The 20638-nt window shown below is 66.7% G+C and carries 21 protein-coding genes, 2 pseudogenes and 1 riboswitch; of the genes and pseudogenes, 12 read left to right on the top strand and 11 right to left on the bottom strand.

Annotation, left to right across the window (positions count from 1 at the left end; translation table 11 throughout):
* The 8 genes from CL52_RS20000 to CL52_RS19965 all read left to right on the top strand — a co-directional run bounded on the left by CL52_RS20000 (window position 1) and on the right by CL52_RS19965 (window position 6627).
* On the top strand, window positions 1–300 hold the full coding sequence (locus tag CL52_RS20000; RefSeq protein ID WP_003281886.1) for a malonate decarboxylase subunit delta: 300 nt from the start codon (window positions 1–3) through the stop codon (window positions 298–300).
* Window positions 293–1159, top strand: a complete 867-nt coding sequence (locus CL52_RS19995) for a biotin-independent malonate decarboxylase subunit beta (protein ID WP_043222738.1) — start codon at window positions 293–295, stop codon at window positions 1157–1159. Before CL52_RS20000 ends, CL52_RS19995 begins: the two co-directional genes overlap by 8 nt.
* Complete coding sequence (gene mdcE / locus CL52_RS19990; protein ID WP_043222736.1) at window positions 1156–1941, top strand: biotin-independent malonate decarboxylase subunit gamma; 786 nt, start codon at window positions 1156–1158, stop codon at window positions 1939–1941. Before CL52_RS19995 ends, mdcE begins: the two co-directional genes overlap by 4 nt.
* 72 nt (window positions 1942–2013) lie before the next feature.
* Complete coding sequence (locus CL52_RS19985) at window positions 2014–2631, top strand: malonate decarboxylase holo-ACP synthase (RefSeq protein ID WP_043222734.1); 618 nt, start codon at window positions 2014–2016, stop codon at window positions 2629–2631.
* Window positions 2628–3554, top strand: a complete 927-nt coding sequence (gene mdcH / locus CL52_RS19980) for a malonate decarboxylase subunit epsilon (protein WP_043222732.1) — start codon at window positions 2628–2630, stop codon at window positions 3552–3554. Before CL52_RS19985 ends, mdcH begins: the two co-directional genes overlap by 4 nt.
* Window positions 3555–3671: 117 nt before the next feature.
* Window positions 3672–4085, top strand: coding sequence for a malonate transporter subunit MadL (gene madL / locus CL52_RS19975; RefSeq protein ID WP_023444066.1), 414 nt, complete (start codon window positions 3672–3674; stop codon window positions 4083–4085).
* Window positions 4086–4090: 5 nt separating this feature from the next.
* Entirely contained in the window at window positions 4091–4855 is a 765-nt protein-coding gene (madM, locus tag CL52_RS19970; RefSeq protein ID WP_043222729.1) for a malonate transporter subunit MadM, read from the top strand.
* Window positions 4856–5121: 266 nt separating this feature from the next.
* A riboswitch (glycine riboswitch) is annotated at window positions 5122–5209 on the top strand.
* A 158-nt stretch (window positions 5210–5367) separates the two neighbouring features.
* On the top strand, window positions 5368–6627 hold the full coding sequence (locus CL52_RS19965) for a D-amino acid dehydrogenase (protein ID WP_043222728.1): 1260 nt from the start codon (window positions 5368–5370) through the stop codon (window positions 6625–6627).
* 405 nt (window positions 6628–7032) lie between these two features.
* Here CL52_RS19965 and CL52_RS19960 read toward each other — a convergent pair whose 3' ends face one another.
* The 4 genes from CL52_RS19960 to CL52_RS19945 all read right to left on the bottom strand — a co-directional run bounded on the left by CL52_RS19960 (window position 7033) and on the right by CL52_RS19945 (window position 10711).
* Complete coding sequence (locus tag CL52_RS19960; protein ID WP_043222726.1) at window positions 7033–7971, bottom strand: LysR family transcriptional regulator; 939 nt, start codon at window positions 7969–7971, stop codon at window positions 7033–7035.
* 232 nt (window positions 7972–8203) lie between these two features.
* Window positions 8204–8977 (bottom strand): MetQ/NlpA family ABC transporter substrate-binding protein, encoded by a 774-nt coding sequence (locus CL52_RS19955; protein WP_043222724.1) that lies wholly within the window; start codon window positions 8975–8977, stop codon window positions 8204–8206.
* A 49-nt stretch (window positions 8978–9026) separates the two neighbouring features.
* Entirely contained in the window at window positions 9027–9704 is a 678-nt protein-coding gene (locus CL52_RS19950) for a methionine ABC transporter permease (protein ID WP_043222723.1), read from the bottom strand.
* Window positions 9704–10711, bottom strand: coding sequence for a methionine ABC transporter ATP-binding protein (locus CL52_RS19945; protein WP_041109040.1), 1008 nt, complete (start codon window positions 10709–10711; stop codon window positions 9704–9706). The genes CL52_RS19950 and CL52_RS19945 overlap by 1 nt, the downstream gene beginning before the upstream one ends.
* Window positions 10712–10923: 212 nt before the next feature.
* Here CL52_RS19945 and katE point away from each other — a divergent pair, with 212 nt between their 5' ends.
* Window positions 10924–13104, top strand: coding sequence for a catalase HPII (katE, locus tag CL52_RS19940; protein WP_256363840.1), 2181 nt, complete (start codon window positions 10924–10926; stop codon window positions 13102–13104).
* Between the two features lie 179 nt (window positions 13105–13283).
* On the opposite strand, the gene CL52_RS19935 is transcribed toward katE, so the two are convergent.
* The 4 genes from CL52_RS19935 to zur are packed head-to-tail and all read right to left on the bottom strand — an operon-like array spanning window position 13284 to window position 15828.
* Window positions 13284–13781, bottom strand: coding sequence for a YgjP-like metallopeptidase domain-containing protein (locus CL52_RS19935; protein ID WP_043222719.1), 498 nt, complete (start codon window positions 13779–13781; stop codon window positions 13284–13286).
* Complete coding sequence (gene znuB, locus CL52_RS19930) at window positions 13778–14563, bottom strand: zinc ABC transporter permease subunit ZnuB (protein WP_041109034.1); 786 nt, start codon at window positions 14561–14563, stop codon at window positions 13778–13780. Before znuB ends, CL52_RS19935 begins: the two co-directional genes overlap by 4 nt.
* A 12-nt stretch (window positions 14564–14575) precedes the next feature.
* Entirely contained in the window at window positions 14576–15346 is a 771-nt protein-coding gene (znuC, locus tag CL52_RS19925) for a zinc ABC transporter ATP-binding protein ZnuC (RefSeq protein ID WP_041109032.1), read from the bottom strand.
* Entirely contained in the window at window positions 15343–15828 is a 486-nt protein-coding gene (gene zur / locus CL52_RS19920) for a zinc uptake transcriptional repressor Zur (protein ID WP_043222717.1), read from the bottom strand. Before zur ends, znuC begins: the two co-directional genes overlap by 4 nt.
* Window positions 15829–15890: 62 nt before the next feature.
* Between zur and znuA the strand changes: the two genes are divergently transcribed.
* Window positions 15891–16868 (top strand): zinc ABC transporter substrate-binding protein ZnuA, encoded by a 978-nt coding sequence (gene znuA, locus CL52_RS19915; RefSeq protein ID WP_043222715.1) that lies wholly within the window; start codon window positions 15891–15893, stop codon window positions 16866–16868.
* 242 nt (window positions 16869–17110) lie between these two features.
* On the opposite strand, the gene CL52_RS19910 is transcribed toward znuA, so the two are convergent.
* On the bottom strand, window positions 17111–17878 hold the full coding sequence (locus tag CL52_RS19910; protein WP_041109026.1) for a DUF2059 domain-containing protein: 768 nt from the start codon (window positions 17876–17878) through the stop codon (window positions 17111–17113).
* Between the two features lie 260 nt (window positions 17879–18138).
* On the opposite strand from CL52_RS19910, the gene CL52_RS19905 reads away from it, so the two are divergent.
* A complete protein-coding gene (locus CL52_RS19905) occupies window positions 18139–18747 on the top strand; it encodes a 2OG-Fe(II) oxygenase (protein ID WP_041109024.1) in 609 nt (202 codons plus the stop codon).
* A 93-nt stretch (window positions 18748–18840) separates the two neighbouring features.
* On the opposite strand, the pseudogene CL52_RS19900 reads toward CL52_RS19905, so the two are convergent.
* Window positions 18841–19200, bottom strand: a pseudogene (locus CL52_RS19900) (transposase); the annotation flags it as partial.
* On the opposite strand from CL52_RS19900, the pseudogene CL52_RS20940 reads away from it, so the two are divergent.
* Window positions 19198–19410: pseudogene (locus CL52_RS20940) on the top strand (pyruvate kinase alpha/beta domain-containing protein); the annotation flags it as partial. The pseudogenes CL52_RS19900 and CL52_RS20940 overlap by 3 nt on opposite strands.
* 21 nt (window positions 19411–19431) lie before the next feature.
* Here the strand turns inward: CL52_RS20940 and CL52_RS19895 are convergent.
* The gene (locus CL52_RS19895) at window positions 19432–20634 is read right to left on the bottom strand and encodes an ISL3 family transposase (protein ID WP_074519829.1); all 1203 of its coding nucleotides are present in this window, start codon (window positions 20632–20634) and stop codon (window positions 19432–19434) included.
* Window positions 20635–20638 lie beyond the last annotated feature (4 nt).

Genomic DNA, 20638 nt, shown 5'->3' with positions numbered 1-20638 from the left:
ATGGAAACCCTGTCTTTCGAATTCGCCGCCGGGCAACCCGCCCGCGGCAAGGCCCTGGTCGGCGTGGTCGGCTCGGGCGATCTGGAAGTGCTGCTGGAACCCGGCCAGGCCGGCAAGCTGGCGATCCAGGTAGTCACCTCGGTCAATGGTGCCGAGCAACGCTGGAAGAGCCTGTTCGAGCGGATGTTCCGCGAGCAGACGCCACCGGCATTGAACATCGATATTCACGATTTTGGGGCCACGCCCGGCGTAGTGCGTCTGCGCCTGGAGCAGGGACTGGAGGAAGTCGGCCATGACTGATGTGTCCGCTAACACCGTGGCCCGTTTACTCGAGTCGCGCAGCTTCGTCGAACTCGGTGCCCGCCAGCGTGCCCGCGCACTGCTGGACGAAGGCAGCTTCCGCGAACTGCTCGATCCGTTCAATCGCGTCACCTCGCCCTGGCTGCCGAAGCAGGGCATCGTCACCCAGGCCGACGACGGCGTGGTGGTCGCCAAGGGCACCCTTGACGGCCAGCCGGCGGTGATCGCCGCCATCGAAGGCGCCTTCCAGGGCGGCAGCATGGGGGAAGTCGGCGGCGCGAAGATCGCCGGCGCGCTGGAGCTGGCTGCCGAAGACAACCGCAACGGCATCCCGACCCGCGCCGTGCTCCTGCTGGAAACCGGCGGCGTGCGTTTGCAGGAGGCCAACCTGGGCCTGGCTGCCATCGCCGAAATCCAGGCGGCCATCGTCGAACTGCGCGACTACCAGCCGGTGATCGGCGTGGTCGCCGGCTCCGTCGGCTGCTTCGGCGGCATGTCCATCGCCGCCGGGTTGTGCAGCTACCTGATCGTTACCCGTGAGGCCCGCGTCGGTCTCAACGGCCCGCAGGTGATCGAGCAGGAAGCCGGTCTCGACGAGTACGACTCCCGCGACCGCCCCTTCATCTGGAGCCTGACCGGTGGCGAGCAGCGCTATGCCTCGGGGCTGGTGGACGCCTACGTCGCCGACGACACCGACGCCATCCGCGCGCAACTGCACGAACTGTTCGCCTTCGGCAAGCCACTGCAGCCGCGCAGCCGCCGCCACGCCTGGTACCTCCAGCGCCTGGCCGACGTCGATACCCGCACGCAGCTCGATGCTGCCGCCGTGCGCGCCATCTACAGAGGAGATGCCCAATGAGCCGTGGACTGAACTGGTTGCAAGCCCTGGCCGGCGGCCAGGCACTGGCGGGCTATCCGGCCTCGCTGAAGGTGGTCGACGGCACGCTCGGTGAGCGCGCCGCCCGCTATATCGCCGTGGTGCCGGATGCCGAGAATCCCTTCCCGCGCGCGCGCAATGGCGAGGTCGGTCTGCTCGAAGGCTGGGCCCTGGGCCAGGCGCTGGACGAGGTGATCGCGGCCGATCGCGACAAGGCGGACAAGCGTGTGCTGGTCGCCGTGGTCGACGTGCCGAGCCAGGCCTATGGCCGCCGCGAGGAGGCGCTGGGCATTCACCAGGCGCTGGCCGGTGCGGTGGATGGCTATGCCCGCGCACGGCTGGCCGGGCACCCGGTGATCGCGCTGCTGGTGGGCAAGGCCATGTCCGGTGCCTTTCTCGCGCACGGTTATCAGGCCCAGCGGATCATCGCACTGCGCGATCCGGGCGTGATGGTGCACGCCATGGGCAAGGCCGCCGCGGCGCGCATCACCCTGCGCAGCGTCGAGGAGCTGGAAGCCCTGGCCGAATCGGTGCCGCCAATGGCCTACGACATCGACAACTACGCGACCCTCGGCCTGCTCTGGGAAACCCTCTCGGTGGACAGCATCGAGCAGCCCTCGGCGGACGACCTGGCGCGTGTGCGCGACTGTCTCGCCAAGGCTGTCGTGGATATCGGCGACAGCAGCGACCTGCGCGGCCGCCTCGGCGCGCCGAACCGCGAGGCGTCGTCGCGGGTGCGCGAGCTGCTGCGCGCGCAGTGGTAGCGAACACCTGACGCGGCCCTATTCGCCACAGCGATCAGCGACTCGACAACAACAATTACGAGGAGGCTGCAGATGCACGACACACCTCGCCCCCACGACCTGCTCTGGGGCATGACCCCGGCACAGCTGCCGACCGATGCGCCAGCCTGGGCGGTCGCTGTGCTCGCCGCTGGCCAGCCGGTGGTGGTGCGGCGTGCGCGTGTGGCCGCCGGCCTGGTTGCGGTCGGGTTGCGCGGGGCGACGCGTGATCAACGCCTGGCCGCGCTGATGCCGGTCGAGGCGATCGCTCATCGGTTGGCGCCGGAAGAACTGCTCGGTCGTCGGGCCACTGAGGATCTGCCGGTGTTTCGCGTGCTGGCCGAGCTACGCCCCTTGCTCGATGCGCTGGGCCACGCCTGGGGCGTTACCGGCTCGGCGGGTTTTCAGCTCGCCACCGGGCTGCCGACGGCGCACCCGGACAGCGATCTGGACCTGCTGCTCAGGGCCGAGCGCCCGCTGCCACGCAGCGAGGCGCGTCCACTGTTGCAGCTGCTGGAAGGTCGCGCCTGCCGCGTCGACCTGCAACTGGAAACTCCGCTGGGCGGTGTGGCGCTCGGCGAATGGGCCGGCGGCGCCGCGCGGGTGCTGGTCAAGGCTGCCGAAGGACCGCGTCTGGTGAGCGATCCCTGGCAAGCGGAGCGTGCGGCATGAGCAGCCTGTTCGCCTTTCCTGGTCAGGGCGCGCAGAAGCCCGGCATGCTCCAGTGTCTGCCGCAGGAGCCTGAAGTCCTCGAATGCCTGGCGCAGGCCAGTGCGGTGCTCGGCGAGGATGCGCTGCTGCTCGATTCGGCCGAAGCGTTGCAATCGACCCGTGCCGTACAGCTCTGCCTGCTGATCGCCGGGGTCGCCGGAGCGCGGCTGCTGATGCGCGATGGCCAGCGCCCGGATTATGTCGCCGGGCTGTCCATCGGCGCCTATGCCGCGGCGGTGGTCGCCGGGACGCTGGACTATCGCGACGCGGTGCGGCTGGTCTCGCTGCGTGGCGAGCTGATGCAGCAGGCCTACCCGCACGGCTATGGCATGACCGCCATCCTCGGTCTGTCGCTGAGCACGGTCGAGGGCCTGCTGACGGAGGTCGCGGAGCCCGCCTACCTGGCCAATATCAACGCCGACAACCAGCTCGTCATCGCCGGCAGCGACGCCGCCATGGCCGCGGTCGCCGCCCGCGCCAAGGCCCTCGGTGCCTCCTGTGCGCGGCGTCTGGCGATGAGCGTGCCGTCGCATTGCGTGCTGCTCGAGCAGCCGGCGCGTGGGCTGGCCGAAGCCTTCGCCGGCGTCAGCCTGCGCGCTCCGCAAATTCGCTATCTGAGCAGCTCGTCCGCACGCCCGATATTCGATAGCGAGCGCCTGCGCGACGACCTGGCCTTCAACATGTGCCGCGTCGTCGACTGGCACGGCACCCTGCGCACCGCCTACGAACGCGGGGTGCGGCTGCAGATCGAACTGCCTCCGGGCCAGGTGCTGACCGGCCTGGCGCGGCGGGTTTTCGAACAGGGTACGCTGGCCGCCTTCGACGGCGCCCGGCTCGACACACTGGACGCCTTGCTGCGTCAGGAGGGCAGCCAGAGCCGATAAACACGTGCATAAGGGCGCGTTCGCCTGACTCGCCCGCTGATCGACGGATAACAACAACGACCTCGACAACACGCGCCACGCCCTCTGCAGGCCGGCGCAACCAAAAGGACAAGAACAATGATCATCTTTGGTGTGGCCTTCCTGGCCTTGTGTACCCTCACCGGCATCTTCGTCGGCGAGCTGCTCGGCAAGCTGATCGGCGTACCGGCCAACGTCGGTGGCGTCGGCATCGCCATGGTGCTGCTCATCCTCGTCGGCAGTTACCTGAAGAACCGCGGCCTGTTCAAGCCGGAAACCGAACAGGGCGTGAAGTTCTGGAGCGCCGTCTACATCCCGATCGTGGTCGCCATGGCCGCGCAGCAGAACGTCTACGGCGCGCTGTCCGGCGGCCCGATGGCGATTCTCGCCGGCATCGCCGCGGTGGTTCTGGCCTTCGCCCTGGTCCCGGTGCTGGACCGCATCGGCCGAAAAAAGTCTGAGGCCGAGCCGGTTGCCACCGCCAAGCCCACCACCAGCAGCGCACGGGGGTAACGGCCATGTACGAATCGCTCATGAAAGTGGTCACCGGCTACGGCATGATCAGCGGCTTCGCCCTCATCGGCGCAACCATGTGGCTGTCCTACTGGCTGTCGGACAAGCTCACCAAGGGCCGTCTGCACGGCTCGGCAGTCGCCATCCTCATCGGCCTGTTGCTGTCCTACATCGGCGGCGTGGTCACCGGCGGGCAGAAGGGCCTGGTCGATATCGCCCTGTTCTCCGGCATCGGCCTGCTCGGCGGCGCCATGCTGCGTGACTTCGCCATCGTCGCCACCGGTTTCGGCGTCAGCGTCGAAGAGCTCAAGCGCGCCGGGATGGTGGGCGTGCTGGCGCTGTTCGTCGGCGTGTTCTCCTCCTTCATCGCCGGTGTCGCAGTGGCCATCGCCTTCGGCTACACCGATGCGGTCAGCCTGACCACCATCGGCACGGGCGCTGTGACCTACATCGTCGGCCCGGTCACCGGCGCGGCGATCGGCGCCAGCTCCGAGGTGATGGCGCTGTCGATCGCCGCCGGCCTGGTCAAGGCGATCCTGGTGATGGTGGCCACGCCCTTCGTCGCCTCGCTGATCGGCCTGAACAACCCGCGCTCGGCGGTGATCTTCGGCGGCCTGATCGGCACCTCCAGCGGCGTGGCCGGCGGCCTGGCGGCTACCGATCCGAAGCTGGTGCCCTACGGCTGTCTGACCGCCGCGTTCTATACCGCGCTGGGCTGCCTGCTCGGGCCGTCGCTGCTGTTCTTCGTCATGCGCGGGCTGCTCGGCTGAGACGCAGCAGCAGAGGTGGAAAAGGCTGCGCCGTTTTCCACCCTACGAATGCGTAGGGTGGAAAACTCGCGCAGCGATTTTCCACGCGTAACCCTCACCGCGTGGATGGCTGCGGCCATCCTCCCTACGGCGGCTACACGCCCTGGCACAGGCCCGCCAGAGCGCCGTGTGGCCCCGGGCCAAAGCCGGGGGGTTACAGCGGCGGTTTTTTCTGGCAGGGTAACCCTCGATTCGCGACCGATTGCCGCAGGCAGCGGGCGCGGGTCGATGTGCTAGCGGGAGAGACTGCCGCATGGCAGCGCCGAAGGAGCAACCGCCCCGGAAACTCTCAGGCAAAAGGACCGCTATCACTGCTGACACTCTGAAGAGCCGCCCGGTTTTCGTCGCCGGGCGCACCGAAGGAGCAAGCGAGCCGTCATGCGCTCGTGAATCTCTCAGGTCCAGAACAGAGGGGGCGCCCGCCGCGCGTTGGGCGCACGGGCTATGACCCCTCGACGTTCTGGAGCGCAACAATGAAAACAATCGCAGTCATCGGCGGCGGCATCACCGGCGTCACCACCGCCTATGCCCTGGCCAAGCGCGGCTTCTCGGTGACCCTGCTGGAAAAGCACCGCTACGCGGCGATGGAAACCTCGTTCGCCAATGGCGGCCAGCTGTCGGCGTCCAATGCCGAGGTCTGGAACCACTGGTCGACGATCGTCAAGGGCCTCAAGTGGATGCTCAAGAGCGATGCGCCGCTGCTGGTCAACCCCAAGCCCAGCTGGCACAAGCTCTCCTGGTTCGCCGAATTCATCGGCTCGATCCCCAATTACCGCAAGAACACCATCGAAACCGCGCGTCTGGCGATCGCCGCGCGCGAGCATCTGTTCGCCTGGGCGGAAGCCGAAGGCATCGACTTCGACCTGAAGAAGAAGGGCATCCTGCATATCTACCGCGACAAGGCCGGCTTCGATCATGCCGCTGAGGTTTCCCGCCTGCTTGCCGAAGGCGGTCTGCCGCGACGCAGCGTGACGCCGGAAGAAATGCGTGCCATCGAGCCGACCCTGGCCGGCACCTATTACGGCGGCTACTACACCGAATGCGATTCCACCGGCGACATCCACAAGTTCACCTATGGTCTGGCCACGGCGATCGAACGCCTCGGCGTGCGCTGCCGCTACGGTGCCGACGTGAAGTCGGTGGCCAGCGACGGCAAGCGTGCCAGCGTGATCCTCGCTGGCGTTGGCGGTGACGAGCGGCTGGAGTTCGACGGCCTGGTGGTCTGCGCCGGCACCGCCAGCCGTGCGCTGGCAGCCCAGCTCGGCGACCGGGTGAACATCTACCCGGTCAAGGGCTACTCGATCACCGTCAACCTGACGGACGAAGTCAGCCGCGCCTCGGCGCCGACGGTCAGCCTGCTCGATGACGAAACCAAGCTGGTCAGCAGCCGCCTTGGCGACGACCGCTTCCGCGTCGCCGGCACCGCCGAGTTCAACGGCCACAACCGCGACATCCGTGCCGATCGCATCCGCCCGCTGGTGGAGTGGGTCAACCAGTGCTTCCCCGGCGTCAACACCCGCAGCGTGGTGCCCTGGGCCGGCCTGCGCCCGATGATGCCGAACATGATGCCCAAGGTCGGCCGCGGTAGCTCGCCGTGCGTGTTCTACAACACCGGCCACGGGCACCTGGGCTGGACGCTGAGCGCGATCACCGCGGACATGGTAGGTGACGTGGTAGCGCAAAGCCTGGGCCGGCCGGCTCCGGTGGCATCCGGGCAGACAGCCGTCGCCTAGTCATGCTGTCGTAGGGTGGAAGACGGCGAAGCCTCTTCCACCGTGGCGTTGAGCATCCACACGAGGCATCGGCGTCATCGTGATCCTGCGACGTTGCGAAAGGCTGCGTGGATAAGCTTCGCGTTATCCACCCTACGTTTGCCCAACACCGCGGACGTAGGGTGGAAGACGGCGAAGCCTCTTCCACCTTTGCGTTGAGCATCCACACGAGGCATCGGCGTCATCGTGATCCTGCGACGTTGCGAACGGCTGCGTGGATAAGCTTCGCGTTATCCACCCTATGTTGCCCAACACAGCGGATGTAGGGTGGAAGACGGCGAAGCCTCTTCCACCGCCCGGCAACGATCCCCCGATCCGGCTGGCCTTATGGCGACGCGTGGAAAACCGCTGCGCGGGTTTTCCACCCTACGGTGTGCCGTGGCCGTTGTGCTCCAGCGCACGCCGCGCATACATCCGGCATTCGGCGAGCAGCGCCAGCAGGTTGGGGTCGCGCTCCTTGGCCTTGAGGAACACCACGCCGATGTGCTGTTGCAGGTGATAACGCGCCTGCAGCGGGATCAGCCGCACCCGCGATTCGTAGACCATGCCCACGCGCCCCGGCAGCAGGGCGTAGCCGACCCCGGAATTGACCATGCTGAGCAGGGTGAAGATGTCGTTCACCTGCATCGCCACCTTGGGTTCGAAGCCGGCCAGCTCGAACACCCGCCGGCCGTCCTGATGGGTGGCGAAGCCCTGCGACAGGGTGATGAAGGTGGCGTCGCGCAGATCACTGAGATCGACCTCGGCCTGCTCGGCAAAGGGCGAATCGGCTGGTGCGGCGAGAAAGATGTCGTCGGAGAACAGCTCGACCTGCTCGCAGTCGGGGTCGGCGACGCTCTCGTTGAGCGACACCAGGATCGCATCCAGCTCCATGTTCTTCAGCTTGTAGAGCAGGTCGACGTTGGAGCCGAGGATCAGGTCGATGTTGAGTTCGCTGCGGCGCAGCTTCAGGCCCATGATCAGCTGCGGCACGGTCTTGACCGTCAACGAATAGAGCGCGCCGAGCTTGAAGCGCTCGGCGGAGAAGCCGGCCGCTTCGCGGGTGCGGCGCACCGTCTCGAGCACGTCCTTGACCAGCTGCTGGGCACGTTCCTCGAGGACGAAGGCGCTTTCCAGCGGGAGCAGGTTGCGCCCCTCGCGCTTGAACAGCGGGCAGCGCAGGGCGCTTTCCAGCGAGTGAATGGCGCGGTGCACGCTGACATTGCTGGTGTTGAGCTCCGCCGCGGCCTTGCCCATGTTGCAGCTGCGCATGAAGGTGAGGAAGACCTCGAGCTTTTTCAGGGTCAGCTCTTCGTCGATCTGCATGGCGATGACTCCGCGATCAGGCCCTCGATTATGGCAGCCGCTGCGCGCGCGGAGCGAGCCGGCACGCGCGTCGCCGCTCCCCTGGGCGGCGGTGCCGTGCCGGGCATCTGCTTTCGCACGCAGGTCGCCGGCCCGTTGCGGCACGCAAGGCTGGCCTCATGGAAGGCGATCGGAAAAAAAAGGCCCCGGAATCGCTTCCGGGGCCCTGGGCATCGCGGGTGGCTGGCGCCGATCAGAACGCCGGGACGACGGCGCCCTTGTACTTCTCGTTGATGAACTGGCGCACCTCTTCGCTGTGCAGCGCGGCGGCCAGTTTCTGCATGGCGCCGCTGTCCTTGTTGTCCGGGCGGGCGACGAGGATGTTCACGTAGGGCGAGTCGCTGCCTTCGATCACCAGGGCGTCCTGGGTCGGGTTCAGCTTGGCTTCCAGCGCATAGTTGGTGTTGATCAGCGCCAGATCGACCTGGGTCAGCACGCGCGGCAGGGTCGCGGCTTCCAGCTCACGCACCTTGATGTGCTTGGGGTTTTCGGCGATGTCCTTCGGCGTGGCGGTGATGCCGGCGCCATCCTTGAGCGTGATCACGCCGGCCTTGGCCAGCAGCAGCAGGGCGCGGCCGCCATTGGTGGCGTCATTGGGGATCACCACGTTGGCGCCGTCGGGCAGTTCTTCCAGCGATTTGAGCTTGCTCGAGTAGGCGCCGAACGGCTCGATGTGCACGCCGGCGACGCTGACCAGCTCGGTGCCCTTGCCCTTGTTGAACTCGTCGAGGTACGGCTGGTGCTGGAAGAAGTTGGCGTCCAGACGCTTCTCGGCGACCTGGATGTTCGGCTGCACATAGTCGGTGAAGACCTTCACGTTCAGCCCCACGCCCTGTTCGGCCAGCTTCGGTTTGACGAACTCGAGGATCTCGGCGTGCGGCACGGCGGTCGCCGCGACGTTCAGCTCGTCGGCGGCCTGGGCGGAGAAGGCGGCCACGGTGGCCAGGGCGGCAATCAGTTTCTTCATCGTTCGGTTCCTTGGATGGAGCGGCGTGCGAGGGTTCGCGCGCCCAGGTTCATTTGCGGGAGAAGTGGGTCACCAGGCGGTCGCCAACGCTCTGCAGCACCTGCACCAGCACCAGCAGCAGGACCACGGTGACGACCATCACGTCGGTCTGGAAGCGCTGGTAGCCGAAGCGGATGGCCAGGTCGCCAAGGCCGCCGGCACCCACCACGCCGGCCATCGCGGTGTAGGACACCAGGGTGATGGCCGTGACGGTGATGGCGGCGATGATGCCCGGCCGGGCCTCGGGCAGCAATGCGCTGAAGATGATCTGCCGCGTCGTCGCGCCCATCGCCTGGGTCGCCTCGATGATGCCGCGGTCGACCTCGCGCAGCGCGGTCTCCACCAGCCGCGCGAAGAACGGCGCGGCGCCCACCACCAACGGTGGAATGGCCCCGGCCACGCCGAGCGAGGTACCGGTCAGCAGCACGGTGAAGGGAATCATCACGATCAGCAGGATGATGAACGGCAGCGAACGCAGCACGTTGACCACGAACGACAGCGCCGCGTACAGCGGGCGGTTCTCGAACAGCTGGCGGGGGCCGCTGAGAAACAGCAGCACGCCCAGCGGCAGGCCGAGCAGGATGGTGAACAGCAGCGAGCCGCCGAGCATCAGCAGGGTGTCGAGGGTGGCCAGCCAGATCTCGTACCAGTCGACGTTGGTGAACAGCGAGCCGAACAAGGCATCCATCAGCGCAAGACCTCCACGTGTACATCGGCGTGATCGAAGCGCGTCAGGGCCGCCTGCATGTCGCCGCCGGTGAGGGCCAGGGTCAGCTGGCCATAGGGGGTGTCCTTGATGCGGTCGATGCGCCCGGAAAGGATCGAGAAGTCGACGCCCGTTTCGCGTGCGACCGTACCCAGCAGTGGCTGGTAGGTGCTCTCGCCCTGGAAGGTCAGGCGCAGGATGCGGCCCTGCACATGGGCGAAGTCGTCGTGCTGCTCGCGTTCGTCGACCGCCTCGTCCTCGAGCACGAAGCGCTGCGTGGTCGGATGCTGCGGGTGCAGGAACACCTGGGTGACCGGGCCCAGCTCGACGATGTCGCCGCCGTCCATCACCGCCACGCGGTCGCAGACGCGGCGAATCACATCCATCTCGTGGGTGATCAGCACGATGGTCAGCTTCAGCTCGCGGTTGATCTCGGCGAGCAGTTGCAGCACCGATGCCGTGGTCTGTGGGTCGAGCGCGCTGGTGGCTTCGTCGCAGAGCAGGATGCCTGGCTCGGTGGCCAGTGCGCGGGCGATGCCGACGCGCTGCTTCTGGCCGCCGGAGAGCTGCGCCGGATACTTGCGCGCATGGTCCTTGAGGCCGACGCGCTCGAGCAGCGCGGCGACCCGGGCATCGATCTCGCCACGCGACAGCTGGCCGGCCAGGCGCAGCGGCATGGCGACGTTGTCGGCCACGGTCTTGGACATCAGCAGGTTGAAGTGCTGGAAGATCATCCCGACGCGCTGGCGGAAGCGCCGCAGGCCGTCGGCATCCAGCGCGGTGACGTCCTCGCCATTGACCCGGATGCGCCCGCCCGAGGGTTCCTCCAGGCGGTTGATCAGGCGCAGCAGGGTGCTCTTGCCGGCGCCGGAGTGACCGATCAGGCCGAATACTTCACCGGCCTCGATGCACAGGTCGGTCGGCCGCAGCGCCGGTACTTCGCGGCCGGCAACCCGATAGGTTTTATGGACTTGCTGGAATTCGATCACGGGCGAACCTTGTGGGTGCGGTCGTTCCTGGCCGGGATAGCCGGCGAAAGCCGGGCATTCTAGCGCAACTGGTGCTCAGGCTTCAGCCGCCGGCGTGCGTTCATAGACATTGCCTATCGGGCCGATCGGCAAAGCAAATTGCCGCGGCACCGACCTTGTCGGACTTCGGCGGGTCAGTTACCGGAGCACCGTGGAAAAGGCGCGCCCCAGCGGTGGGTTCACCACGGTTTCGGAAACACCCTTCACCGAGGCCCAAGATGACCGACAAGACCCCCAAACAGAGCGAACTCGCCGGCACCGATACCGTCGACCGCGGCAACCGCAACGCCAAACTCGACCAGCTGGAACGCTTTCGCTCGGACGCCACCGGCGAGGCGCTGCGCACCAATCAGGGCGTGAAGATCGCCGATAACCAGAACACCCTCAAGGCCGGCGGCCGTGGGCCCTCGCTGCTCGAAGACTTCATCATGCGCGAGAAGCTCACCCACTTCGATCACGAGCGCATCCCCGAGCGCATCGTGCACGCGCGCGGTGCCGCCGCACACGGCGTGTTCGTCAGCTACGACGACCACAGCCAGCTGACCAAGGCCTCGTTCCTCTCGGCAAAGGGCAAGGAGACCCCGGTATTCGTGCGCTTCTCCACCGTGCAGGGCTCGCGCGGCTCGGCGGACACCGTGCGCGACGTGCGCGGCTTTGCCACCAAGTTCTACACCGACGAGGGCAACTTCGACCTGGTCGGCAACAACATGCCAGTGTTCTTCATCCAGGATGCCATCAAGTTTCCGGACTTCGTCCACGCGGTCAAACCCGAGCCGCACAACGAGATCCCGCAGGCGCAATCGGCCCACGACACTTTCTGGGACTTCGTCTCGCTGACGCCTGAGTCCGCACACATGGTGCTCTGGACCATGTCCGACCGCGCCCTGCCGCGCAGCTACCGGGCGATGGAAGGCTTCGGCGTGCACACCTTCCGCCTGATCAATGCCGAGGGCGTCAGCCGCTTCGTCAAGTTTCACTGGAAGCCGGTGGCCGGCGCTTTCTCGCTGGTCTGGGACGAGACGCTGAAGATCGCCGGCAAGGACCCGGACTTCAACCGCCGCGACATGTGGGAGTCCATCGAGATGGGCGACTACTTCGAGTGGGAGCTGGGCGTGCAGGTGGTCGAGGAGGCCGACGAGCACAAGTTCGACTTCGACCTGCTGGACCCGACCAAGATCATCCCCGAGGAGCTGGTGCCGGTGCAGAAGCTCGGCAAGATGACCCTCAACCGCAACCCGGACAACTTCTTCGCCGAGACCGAGCAGGCCGCCTTCCACATCGGCCATATCGTGCCGGGCATCGACTTCACCAATGACCCGCTGCTGCAGGGCCGGCTGTTCTCCTACACCGACACCCAGCTGCTGCGTCTCGGTGGGCCGAACTTCCACGAGATCCCGATCAACCGCCCGCTGTGCCCGTTCCACAACAACCAGCGCGACGCCTTCCATCGCCAGACGATCAACAAGGGCCGCGCCAACTACGAGCCCAACTCGATCGACAGCGGCTGGCCCAAGGAAACCCCGCCGGCGGCCCAGGGCGGCGGCTTCGAGAGCTATCCGGAGCGGGTCGAGGGGCACAAGATCCGCAACCGCAGCGAATCCTTCGGCGACCACTTCTCCCAGGCCACGCTGTTCTGGAACAGCATGAGCGAGCCGGAGAAGGAGCACATCATCGGCGCCTACACCTTCGAGCTGGGCAAGGTGGAGCGGGTGTTCATCCGTGAGCGTCAGGTCAACGAAATCCTCGCCAACATCGACCTGGAGCTGGCCCGCCGCGTGGCCGAGAACCTCGGCCTGCCGGTGCCGAGCGCGCCGACCGTGACGCCGAAGACGCCAACCCCGCAGAGTTCGCCGGCGCTGAGCCTGATGAATCACGTGCCGGGCAATATCAAGTCGCGCAAGGTGGCGATCCTGGTGGCCAACGGCGTCGATGGTGCGGCGATCGATGCGTTCAAGGCCAAGCTGGCCGAGCAGGGCGCGCTGGCCAAGGTAATCGGCCCGTCGCCGGCCCCGGTGAAAACCGCGGACGGCCAGATGCTGCCGGTCGATGCCGCGATGGACGGCATGCCGTCGGTGATGTTCGACGCGGTGTTCGTTCCCGGTGGTGCCGATGCGGCGGCGGCCATGGCCAAGTCCGGCGAGGCCAAGCATTACCTGCTGGAGACCTACAAGCATCTGAAACCCATCGTGGTGCTGGGTGCGGCACGGCCACTGCTGGCGTCGCTGAACCTCACTCCGGATGCCGGGTTGCTGGAGGGTGATGACGTCGATGCGGTATTCGGCAACTTCGCCAAGGCGCTTGGCCAGCATCGGGTCTGGGCGCGCGAGGCCGCAGCGGCAACGATCCCGGCGTAACGGGTCAGCGTAGGGTGGATGGCCGAAGCCATCCACGCGGATGAGGCGCCAGGTCCGGCATGAGGCGCAACCTGGTCTGACGCGTGGAAAATCGCTTCGCGAGTTTTCCACCCTACGCAGGCTTCGGTGCCAGCGGGACGTAGGGTGGATGGCCGCAGCCATCCACGCGGGGCGGCGTCTCAGCTACCCTGCAGCTCCCGCCAATGCAGGAACAGCCGCAGGTCGAACTCGATCTGCCCGTAGCCGGGCAGCATGTGATCGCAGAGCTTGTAGAAGGCACGGTTGTGCTCGCTCTCGCGCAGGTGAGCGAGCTCGTGCACCACGATCATTTGCAGAAATTCCGGCGCCGCCTCGCGGAACAGCGCGGCGACGCGGATTTCCTTCTTCGCCTTGAGCTTGCCGCCCTGCACCCGTGACACCGCGGTATGCAGGCCCAGCGCGCGGTGAGTCAGGTCCAGGCGATTGTCGTAGAGCACCTTGTCGATCGGCGGGGCGCTTTTCAGGTACTCCTGCTTGAGCGTCTGCACGTAGCCGTACAGCGCCTTGTCGCTCTGCACCTGATGCCGGCCGGGATAGCGCCGCTGCAGGTAATCGCCCAGACGGCCCTCGGCGATCAGCTGGCGCACCTGGGCCAGCAGCGGCTCGGGGTAGCCGCGCAGGTACTTGAGATCGGTCATGCGCGCTTCGGCCAGGCGAAGCTGAGCAGGAACAACGCGGCGGCGCTGACCACGATGGACGGGCCGGCCGGAGTGTCTTCGAACCAGGACAGCGTCAACCCCAGGCACACTGCGACGATGCCCAGCACGCTGGCGCCCAGCGCCATCTGCTCGGGGGTCCGTGCGTGACGCTGGGCCGCGGCGGCGGGAATGATCAGCAGCGAGGTGATCAGCAGCACGCCGACGATCTTCATCGCCACGGCGATGATCACCGCGATCAACAGCATCAGCGCCAGGCGGATCGCCGCCACCGGCAGGCCTTCGACCTTGGCCAGCTCCTCGTGCACGGTGATTGCCAGCAGCGGCCGCCACAGCGGTACGAGCAGCAGCAGCACCAGGGCGCTGCCGCCGACGATCCAGGCCAGATCCGCGCTACCCACCGCGAGCAGGTCGCCGAACAGATAGCCCATCAGGTCGATGCGCACATCGTCCATGAAACTCAGCGAGACCAGGCCCAGCGACAGCGTGCTATGCGCGAGGATCCCCAGCAGGGTGTCCGAGGCCAGCGGCTGGCGCTGCTGCAGGGTGACCAGCAACAACGCGAGCAGCACGCAGCCGACGGTCACCGCCAGGGTCAGGTTGACGTCGAGCATCAGCCCAAGGGCGACACCGAACAGCGCGGCGTGGGACAGGGTGTCGCCGAAATAGGCCATGCGCCGCCAGACGACGAAGGAGCCGAGCGGGCCGGCGACCAGCGCCAGGGCGAGGCCGGCGAGCAGGGCGTGGAGCAGGAAATCGGGCATCTGATGCTCTGTCTAGTGCTTGCAGTTCGGGCCGTGGACGTGGCCTTGGCCGGTGACCACGCTGCCGTGCAGGTCATGGCGGTGATCGTGCTGGTGGTGGTAGATCGCCAGGCTGCGGGCGTCCTGGCCGAACAGCTCGACAAAGGCCGGGTCGGCGCTGACCTGCTCCGGATGCCCGGAACAGCAGACGTGGCGATTCAGGCAGACCACCTGATCGGTGGCGCTCATCACCAGATGCAGGTCGTGCGAGACCATCAGCACGCCGCAGCCGTAGCGCTCGCGCAGCCGGCCGATCAGCCGGTAGAGCTCGGCCTGGCCGGCGATGTCGACACCCTGGACCGGCTCGTCGAGCACCAGCAGCTGCGGCTCGCGCAGCAGCGCGCGGGCCAGCAGCACCCGCTGCATCTCGCCGCCGGAGATGCGCTGCAGCGGGCTGTCGATCACCTGTTCGGCGCCCACTTCGACCAGCGCCGCCTGCGCGCGGGCACGGTCCACCCCCGGCACCAGGCGCAGGAAGCGCAGCACGGACAAGGGCAGGGTGGCATCGATGTGCAGCTTTTGCGGCATGTAGCCCACGCGCAGGTCCGGCTTGCGCCAGATCTCGCCGCGATCGGGCTTGAGCAGGCCGAGCACGATCCGCACCAGAGTGGTCTTGCCGGCTCCGTTGGGGCCGATGAGGGTGACGATCTCGCCGGCGTGGACCTCGAGATCGGCGCCTTCGAGCACCGCCTTGCCGGCGAAGCCGACGTGCACGTCATGCAGGCGGATCAGGCTGTCGCTCATGCCGCGCTCCGGCACGGGGCGCACAGGCCGACCACCTCGACGGTCTGGGTCTCGACCGCGAAATTCACCGTGCGCGCAGCGCTCTCGATGGCCTCGGCAATGCTCGCCTGCTCCAGCTCGATGGCCGTGTGGCAGTTGCGGCAGATGAGGAACTGGCCCTGGTGCGGGTGCTCCGGGTGGCTGCAACCAATGAACGCATTGAGCGAGGCGATGCGGTGCACCAGGCCGTTCTCGAGCAGGAAATCCAAGGCACGGTACACCGTAGGCGGTGCGGCACGGCGGCCATCCTGTTCGCTCAGCGTGGCGAGAATGTCGTAGGCGCCGAGCGGCCTGTGGCTTTGCCAGACCAGCTCCAGTACGCGCCGGCGCAGCGCGGTCAGGCGTACGCCCTGGCGCAGGCAAAGGCTGTCGGCCTCGGCCAGGGCGCTGCTGACGCAGTGATCATGGTCATGGGGCGTGTAGGCCAGGGTAGTCTTGGGCATGGCGACGACTTGTCCGGAGAGAGACGTTATTATGTACCAATTTCCCCGCACGAGTATCGCCCGTGAAAGCTCTTTTTTCGCTTCCCCTGATCGCCGGTGCACTGCTCTGCACCCCCGCCGCTCACGCTGACGTTCGCCTGCTGACCAGCATCAAGCCGCTGCAGCTGATCGCCGCCGCCGTGCAGGACGGGGCCGGCCAGCCTGAGGTCCTGCTGCCGCCGGGTGCCTCCGCGCATCACTACGCGCTGCGCCCGTCGGATGTGCGTGCCATCCGTGATGCCGAGCTGTTCTATTGGGTCGGCCCGGACCTGGAAAGCTTTCTGCCGCGCGTGCTCGAGGGACGCGACGGGCCGAGCGTGGCCGTGCAGGACGTGCCGGGCATGACGCTGCGCCATTTCGGTGAAGCCGCCGAGGCCGCGGGCGAGCATGGTGACGACCACGACCACGACCACGACCACGACCACGATGCCGAGGCGATGGCCGGCGAGCACGATCACGATCATCGGCCCGGCAGCCTCGATGCGCACCTCTGGCTGTTGCCGGCCAACGCTCGGGCGATCGCCGAGCGCATGGCGGAGGACCTGGCCGCACGTGATCCGCAGAATGCGCCGCGCTACCAGGCCAATCTGGTCGCCTTCGAGCAACGCCTGGAGACGCTGGATCGGCGTTTGCAGAGCCGCCTGGCCAAGGTCGCCGACAAGCCCTACTTCGTCTTCCACGAGGCCTATGACTATTTCGAGGCGGCCTATGGCCTGAGTCATGCCGGCGTGTTCGCCATCAGCGGCGAGGCTCAGCCGGGCGCACGGCACGTCGCAGCGATGCGCGAACGGCTGAAGGCGGCCGGCCCGAGCTGCGTGTTCAGCGAGCCGCCGGTGCGCCCGCGCCTGGCCGAGACGCTGACCGCCGGCCTGCCGGTGACCCTGGCGGAACTGGACGTGCTTGGCGTGGAACTGCAGGTCGGCCCGCAGGGCTACGAGCAGCTGCTGGAGCGTCTGGCCGACAACCTCGCCGGCTGCCTGGAGTCGCTGCAGGCGCCCTGAGTGCCGCGCTACCAGGCGCCCGGCGACGGGCCGCCGTTTTCACCCTGCGGTGAAGTTGCGTGAGGTTGGAAATCGCCAAGCGACTGGCCGCGGCGGGGGCCCGAATGGCCATCGGGCGGCCTGAAACCGGCATGGCGGTGAAAAAGGCGGCGCCGCTTTCCACCCCACGGTCGGGGCGGGGGGGAAGGTAACCGCCCTTGCGATTTCCACCGACGCACGGCCCGGGCGGTGCCGGTGCCTCGCTAGAGGCCTGCCTGCGGGCCGCTCGGCTCGGATAGCTCGCGGCCGACCGCCAGGCCTTCCCGCACGGCCTGCAGGGCCGCCTGGTAGTACGCCTGGCCGGCCGCCGAGCGGGCGAAATCCAGGTACTGCTCGAGTTCGGCGTCGGACAGCTCGCGGTAGATGTACAGCAGGGTGTTGTCCAGGTCGCCCTCGATCTGCTCGCGCAGGCGGTCGCGCTGGCTGTTGAGCAGACTCTGGGCCTGCCCGCTGGCGAGAATCCCGGGCAGCATCTGGCTGAGGCTGTCGGCGGCGACACCGGCCAACGCCAGGCTGACTTCCGCACCCGCCTCGCTCGCTGGCAGGGCTTGTGCCAGATGGCGGATCAGCAACTGGCGGTTGCTCCCGGCCTCGATGCGCGGCAGGCCATTGGCATAGCGCGCCAGTTGCTCGCGGCGCCCGGCCAGCACCTCGGCAGCGACAATCTTGCGGCCCAGTTCGGATTGGAAGAACGCCAGCGCCGGCTGCGGCTCGGCCAGCTGCTCGCGCAGCGCCTGTTGTGCGCGGCTGTCGATTGCCTCGGCGGCAAAGCGCCGGTTGCTGTTGTCGACCAGCGCCTGATAGACGGCTGCGGGCAGGGTGTCCTTGTAGCGCTGCTGCACGGCGGTCAGCGCATCGGTGAAATTGGCGCGCTGATCCGGCCAGCCGGCGGTTTCGTAGAGGTCGGAGTAGACGTCGGCACGGCAGACGAGGCTGATGCTCAGCAGAGCGAAGGCGAGTAGGGCGCGCATGGGATCTCCTGTCGAAGGGTCGCCATTTTCGGCGCCGCCGCGCGGGCTGTCGAGGGAGCGGGCAGGCAAGGCGATTTGTCACAGACGAATTGCCGCTGCGGGGCATTCCCCTGGATACCCCGGACACCGCAGAATGACCGTCGGGCGCATGACCTTGCGCCCTGTTCTCCATCATCTTGAATGTCAGACGGGCGCTTCGTTCCCGAAGCGCGCCGAACGGGCCGCTGTGGCGGCGACACGATTCTCGCGGAGCCTCAACCTTGCAGTTTTCCAGCATCATCGATGACCTGGCCGAGCGTGGCTGGTCGGTACAGCGTGCGTTTCTTCCGAGCCATGAAACCCTCCGTCTCGCCGAAGAGTGTCGCCGCCGCGAGGCGGAGGGAGCCATGGTGCCTGCCGCGGTCGGCCGCGGTGAGGGCCAGCTGGTGCACGAGGGCATCCGCGGCGACCATATCCTCTGGCTGGAACCCGGCCAGTCGGCCGCCAGCGATCTCTACCTGCAGCTGATGGACGGCCTGCGCCAGCAGCTCAACCGCGAGCTCTATCTCGGGCTCGAGGAGTTCGAATGCCATTTCGCCGTGTACCCGCCCGGGGCGTTCTACAAGACGCATCTGGATCGCTTTCGTGATGACGACAGCCGGTGCGTGACCGCGGTGTTCTACCTCAACCCGGATTGGCAGCCGGAGCACGGTGGGGCGCTGCGGTTGTACCTGGGCGAGGCCGCCAGCCAGGACGTCGCGCCGCTGGCCGGCACGCTCGCGGTGTTCATGTCCGGCGACTTCCCGCACGAGGTGCTGCCTACCGCAGTCGATCGCCTGTCGGTCACCGGCTGGTTCCGCCGCCGCGCCGCATTGCCGCTATCGGCCTGAGCGACGGGGGGCGTGGACAATCGCCTTGCGCGTTTTTCCGCGCCACGCCACCGAGCGGCATGCAGACATGAAGGTCGCCAGATAAAAAAAGGTTCATCGCGCTTTCCCGGGGAAGGCAGCCTTGATTTTCAGAAAGAAGTATTCCGAGTCCCGGAAACCATAGGCCATGCGCTTGATCACCTTGATGCGGTTGTTAACCCCCTCAAGGACGCTGGTATGCATGTGGAAGTGGGCACTGGCAAGGATGCCTCGGGCGTATTTGCGCAGGTTGCGAGCAAAGCGTTGCAGTGGCGCGAGGCCGCTCTCGCGAGCATGCCGCAGCCAGGTTCGCCAGCGCCGCCAACCCTCTCGTACGCTGGGGGCGTACCAGACATCCTTCAGCGCATCCTTGAGCACATAGACCGTAGCCAGCGGCTGGTTGGCAGCGAGCAGTTCCTGTAACTGCACGGCCTGTCCTTGTTCCGCGGTGTGCAGACCATCCCCTTCGACCCGGCCGCACTGCCGGCCGACAAGGTGAGCCAGGCGGCGGTAGACGAGCTGGTCAAGCGCAACATCGTCGAGCCGGGCGACTGGGTGGTCCTGACCAAGGGCGACAGCTACCACGACTCCACTGGCGGCACCAACACCATGAAGATCCTGCGCGTCGGCGATTCGCTGATGTGATCGCGAGGCGTAGAAAAAGGTTCATCGCGCTTTCCCGGGGAAGGCAGCCTTGATTTTCAGAAAGAAGTATTCCGAGTCCCGGAAACCATAGGCCATGCGCTTGATCACCTTGATGCGGTTGTTAACCCCCTCAAGGACGCTGGTATGCATGTGGAAGTGGGCACTGGCAAGGATGCCTCGGGCGTATTTGCGCAGGTTGCGAGCAAAGCGTTGCAGTGGCGCGAGGCCGCTCTCGCGAGCATGCCGCAGCCAGGTTCGCCAGCGCCGCCAACCCTCTCGTACGCTGGGGGCGTACCAGACATCCTTCAGCGCATCCTTGAGCACATAGACCGTAGCCAGCGGCTGGTTGGCAGCGAGCAGTTCCTGTAACTGCACGGCCTGTCCGGCCTTCAGGTTGTCGCGATTGCGCAGCAGCAGCCAACGACTCTGCTTGACCGCCTTTCGTGCCAGCTTGTCTTCGCGCAGAAGGTTGGCCTGGTCGACCCGGATACGGTCGATCACATCCCGCCCGTAGCGCGCGACGACGTGAAACAGGTCGTACACCACTTCGGCCTGCGGGCAATGCTTTTTCACCTCCAGGTCAAAAGCCGTGTTCATGTCCATAGCCACCGCCTCGATCTGTTGGCAATGCTCGCCGAGCAATTCAAAGAACGGGCGGATCGACTCACGGCTGTTGCCGTGGCCGACCCACAGCACCCGTGTTCGCTCGGCATCCATGATGACCGTGGCATAGCGATGCCCCTTGTGCAGGGCGAACTCGTCCATCACCAGGCGGCGGACACCATGTGAATCGAAGGTGCCTACCTCGGCTTGCAGGCGTCGTTTATCGAGCGTCTTGAGGGTGTGCCAGTGCAGGCCGGTGAGCTGGCTGACGTGGCTGATCGGCAGCCGCCGCAGCAAGCTTTCGAGCCAGACCCGTAACCGCTGGGTTAGGCGAGATGCAGGCTCCAGCCAGTCGATCCGCTCGGTCACCCGACCACAGTTCAGGCAATCGACTCGGCGCACTGGAAGTTGAAGCAGGACGCGCTGATCGAACAGATCACGATCACGCACCAGACGAATCCGGCGCTCGTGAATCAACGGGCTGAGCTGACCACAACGCCCGCATTTGGGCACTGAACCGGCTTGAGGCTCGAGTTCAATCAGAAGGAAGTTGTTGGCGGATGGGCGGCAGGCAACGGCGTCATAGCCTGGCCAGAAAGCGGCAAGATCAATAGGATGCACGGCG

The sequence above is a fragment of the Stutzerimonas balearica DSM 6083 genome (genome assembly GCF_000818015.1).
GTDB classification, from domain to species: Bacteria; Pseudomonadota; Gammaproteobacteria; order Pseudomonadales; family Pseudomonadaceae; genus Stutzerimonas; species Stutzerimonas balearica.
This window is presented reverse-complemented; position numbering and strand designations above follow the sequence as displayed.

Coding starts and splice junctions, on each gene's coding strand:
- znuC (WP_041109032.1), bottom strand. CDS start 15,346: ATGAGCGACAGCCTGATCCGCCTGCATGACGTGCACGTCGGCTTCGCC.
- znuB (WP_041109034.1), bottom strand. CDS start 14,563: ATGCCCGATTTCCTGCTCCACGCCCTGCTCGCCGGCCTCGCCCTGGCG.
- zur (WP_043222717.1), bottom strand. CDS start 15,828: ATGCCCAAGACTACCCTGGCCTACACGCCCCATGACCATGATCACTGC.
- CL52_RS19985 (WP_043222734.1), top strand. CDS start 2,014: ATGCACGACACACCTCGCCCCCACGACCTGCTCTGGGGCATGACCCCG.
- CL52_RS19950 (WP_043222723.1), bottom strand. CDS start 9,704: ATGGATGCCTTGTTCGGCTCGCTGTTCACCAACGTCGACTGGTACGAG.
- mdcH (WP_043222732.1), top strand. CDS start 2,628: ATGAGCAGCCTGTTCGCCTTTCCTGGTCAGGGCGCGCAGAAGCCCGGC.
- CL52_RS19910 (WP_041109026.1), bottom strand. CDS start 17,878: ATGCGCGCCCTACTCGCCTTCGCTCTGCTGAGCATCAGCCTCGTCTGC.
- mdcE (WP_043222736.1), top strand. CDS start 1,156: ATGAGCCGTGGACTGAACTGGTTGCAAGCCCTGGCCGGCGGCCAGGCA.
- CL52_RS19995 (WP_043222738.1), top strand. CDS start 293: ATGACTGATGTGTCCGCTAACACCGTGGCCCGTTTACTCGAGTCGCGC.
- CL52_RS19960 (WP_043222726.1), bottom strand. CDS start 7,971: ATGCAGATCGACGAAGAGCTGACCCTGAAAAAGCTCGAGGTCTTCCTC.
- CL52_RS19965 (WP_043222728.1), top strand. CDS start 5,368: ATGAAAACAATCGCAGTCATCGGCGGCGGCATCACCGGCGTCACCACC.
- madL (WP_023444066.1), top strand. CDS start 3,672: ATGATCATCTTTGGTGTGGCCTTCCTGGCCTTGTGTACCCTCACCGGC.
- CL52_RS20000 (WP_003281886.1), top strand. CDS start 1: ATGGAAACCCTGTCTTTCGAATTCGCCGCCGGGCAACCCGCCCGCGGC.
- madM (WP_043222729.1), top strand. CDS start 4,091: ATGTACGAATCGCTCATGAAAGTGGTCACCGGCTACGGCATGATCAGC.
- CL52_RS19955 (WP_043222724.1), bottom strand. CDS start 8,977: ATGAAGAAACTGATTGCCGCCCTGGCCACCGTGGCCGCCTTCTCCGCC.
- CL52_RS19935 (WP_043222719.1), bottom strand. CDS start 13,781: ATGACCGATCTCAAGTACCTGCGCGGCTACCCCGAGCCGCTGCTGGCC.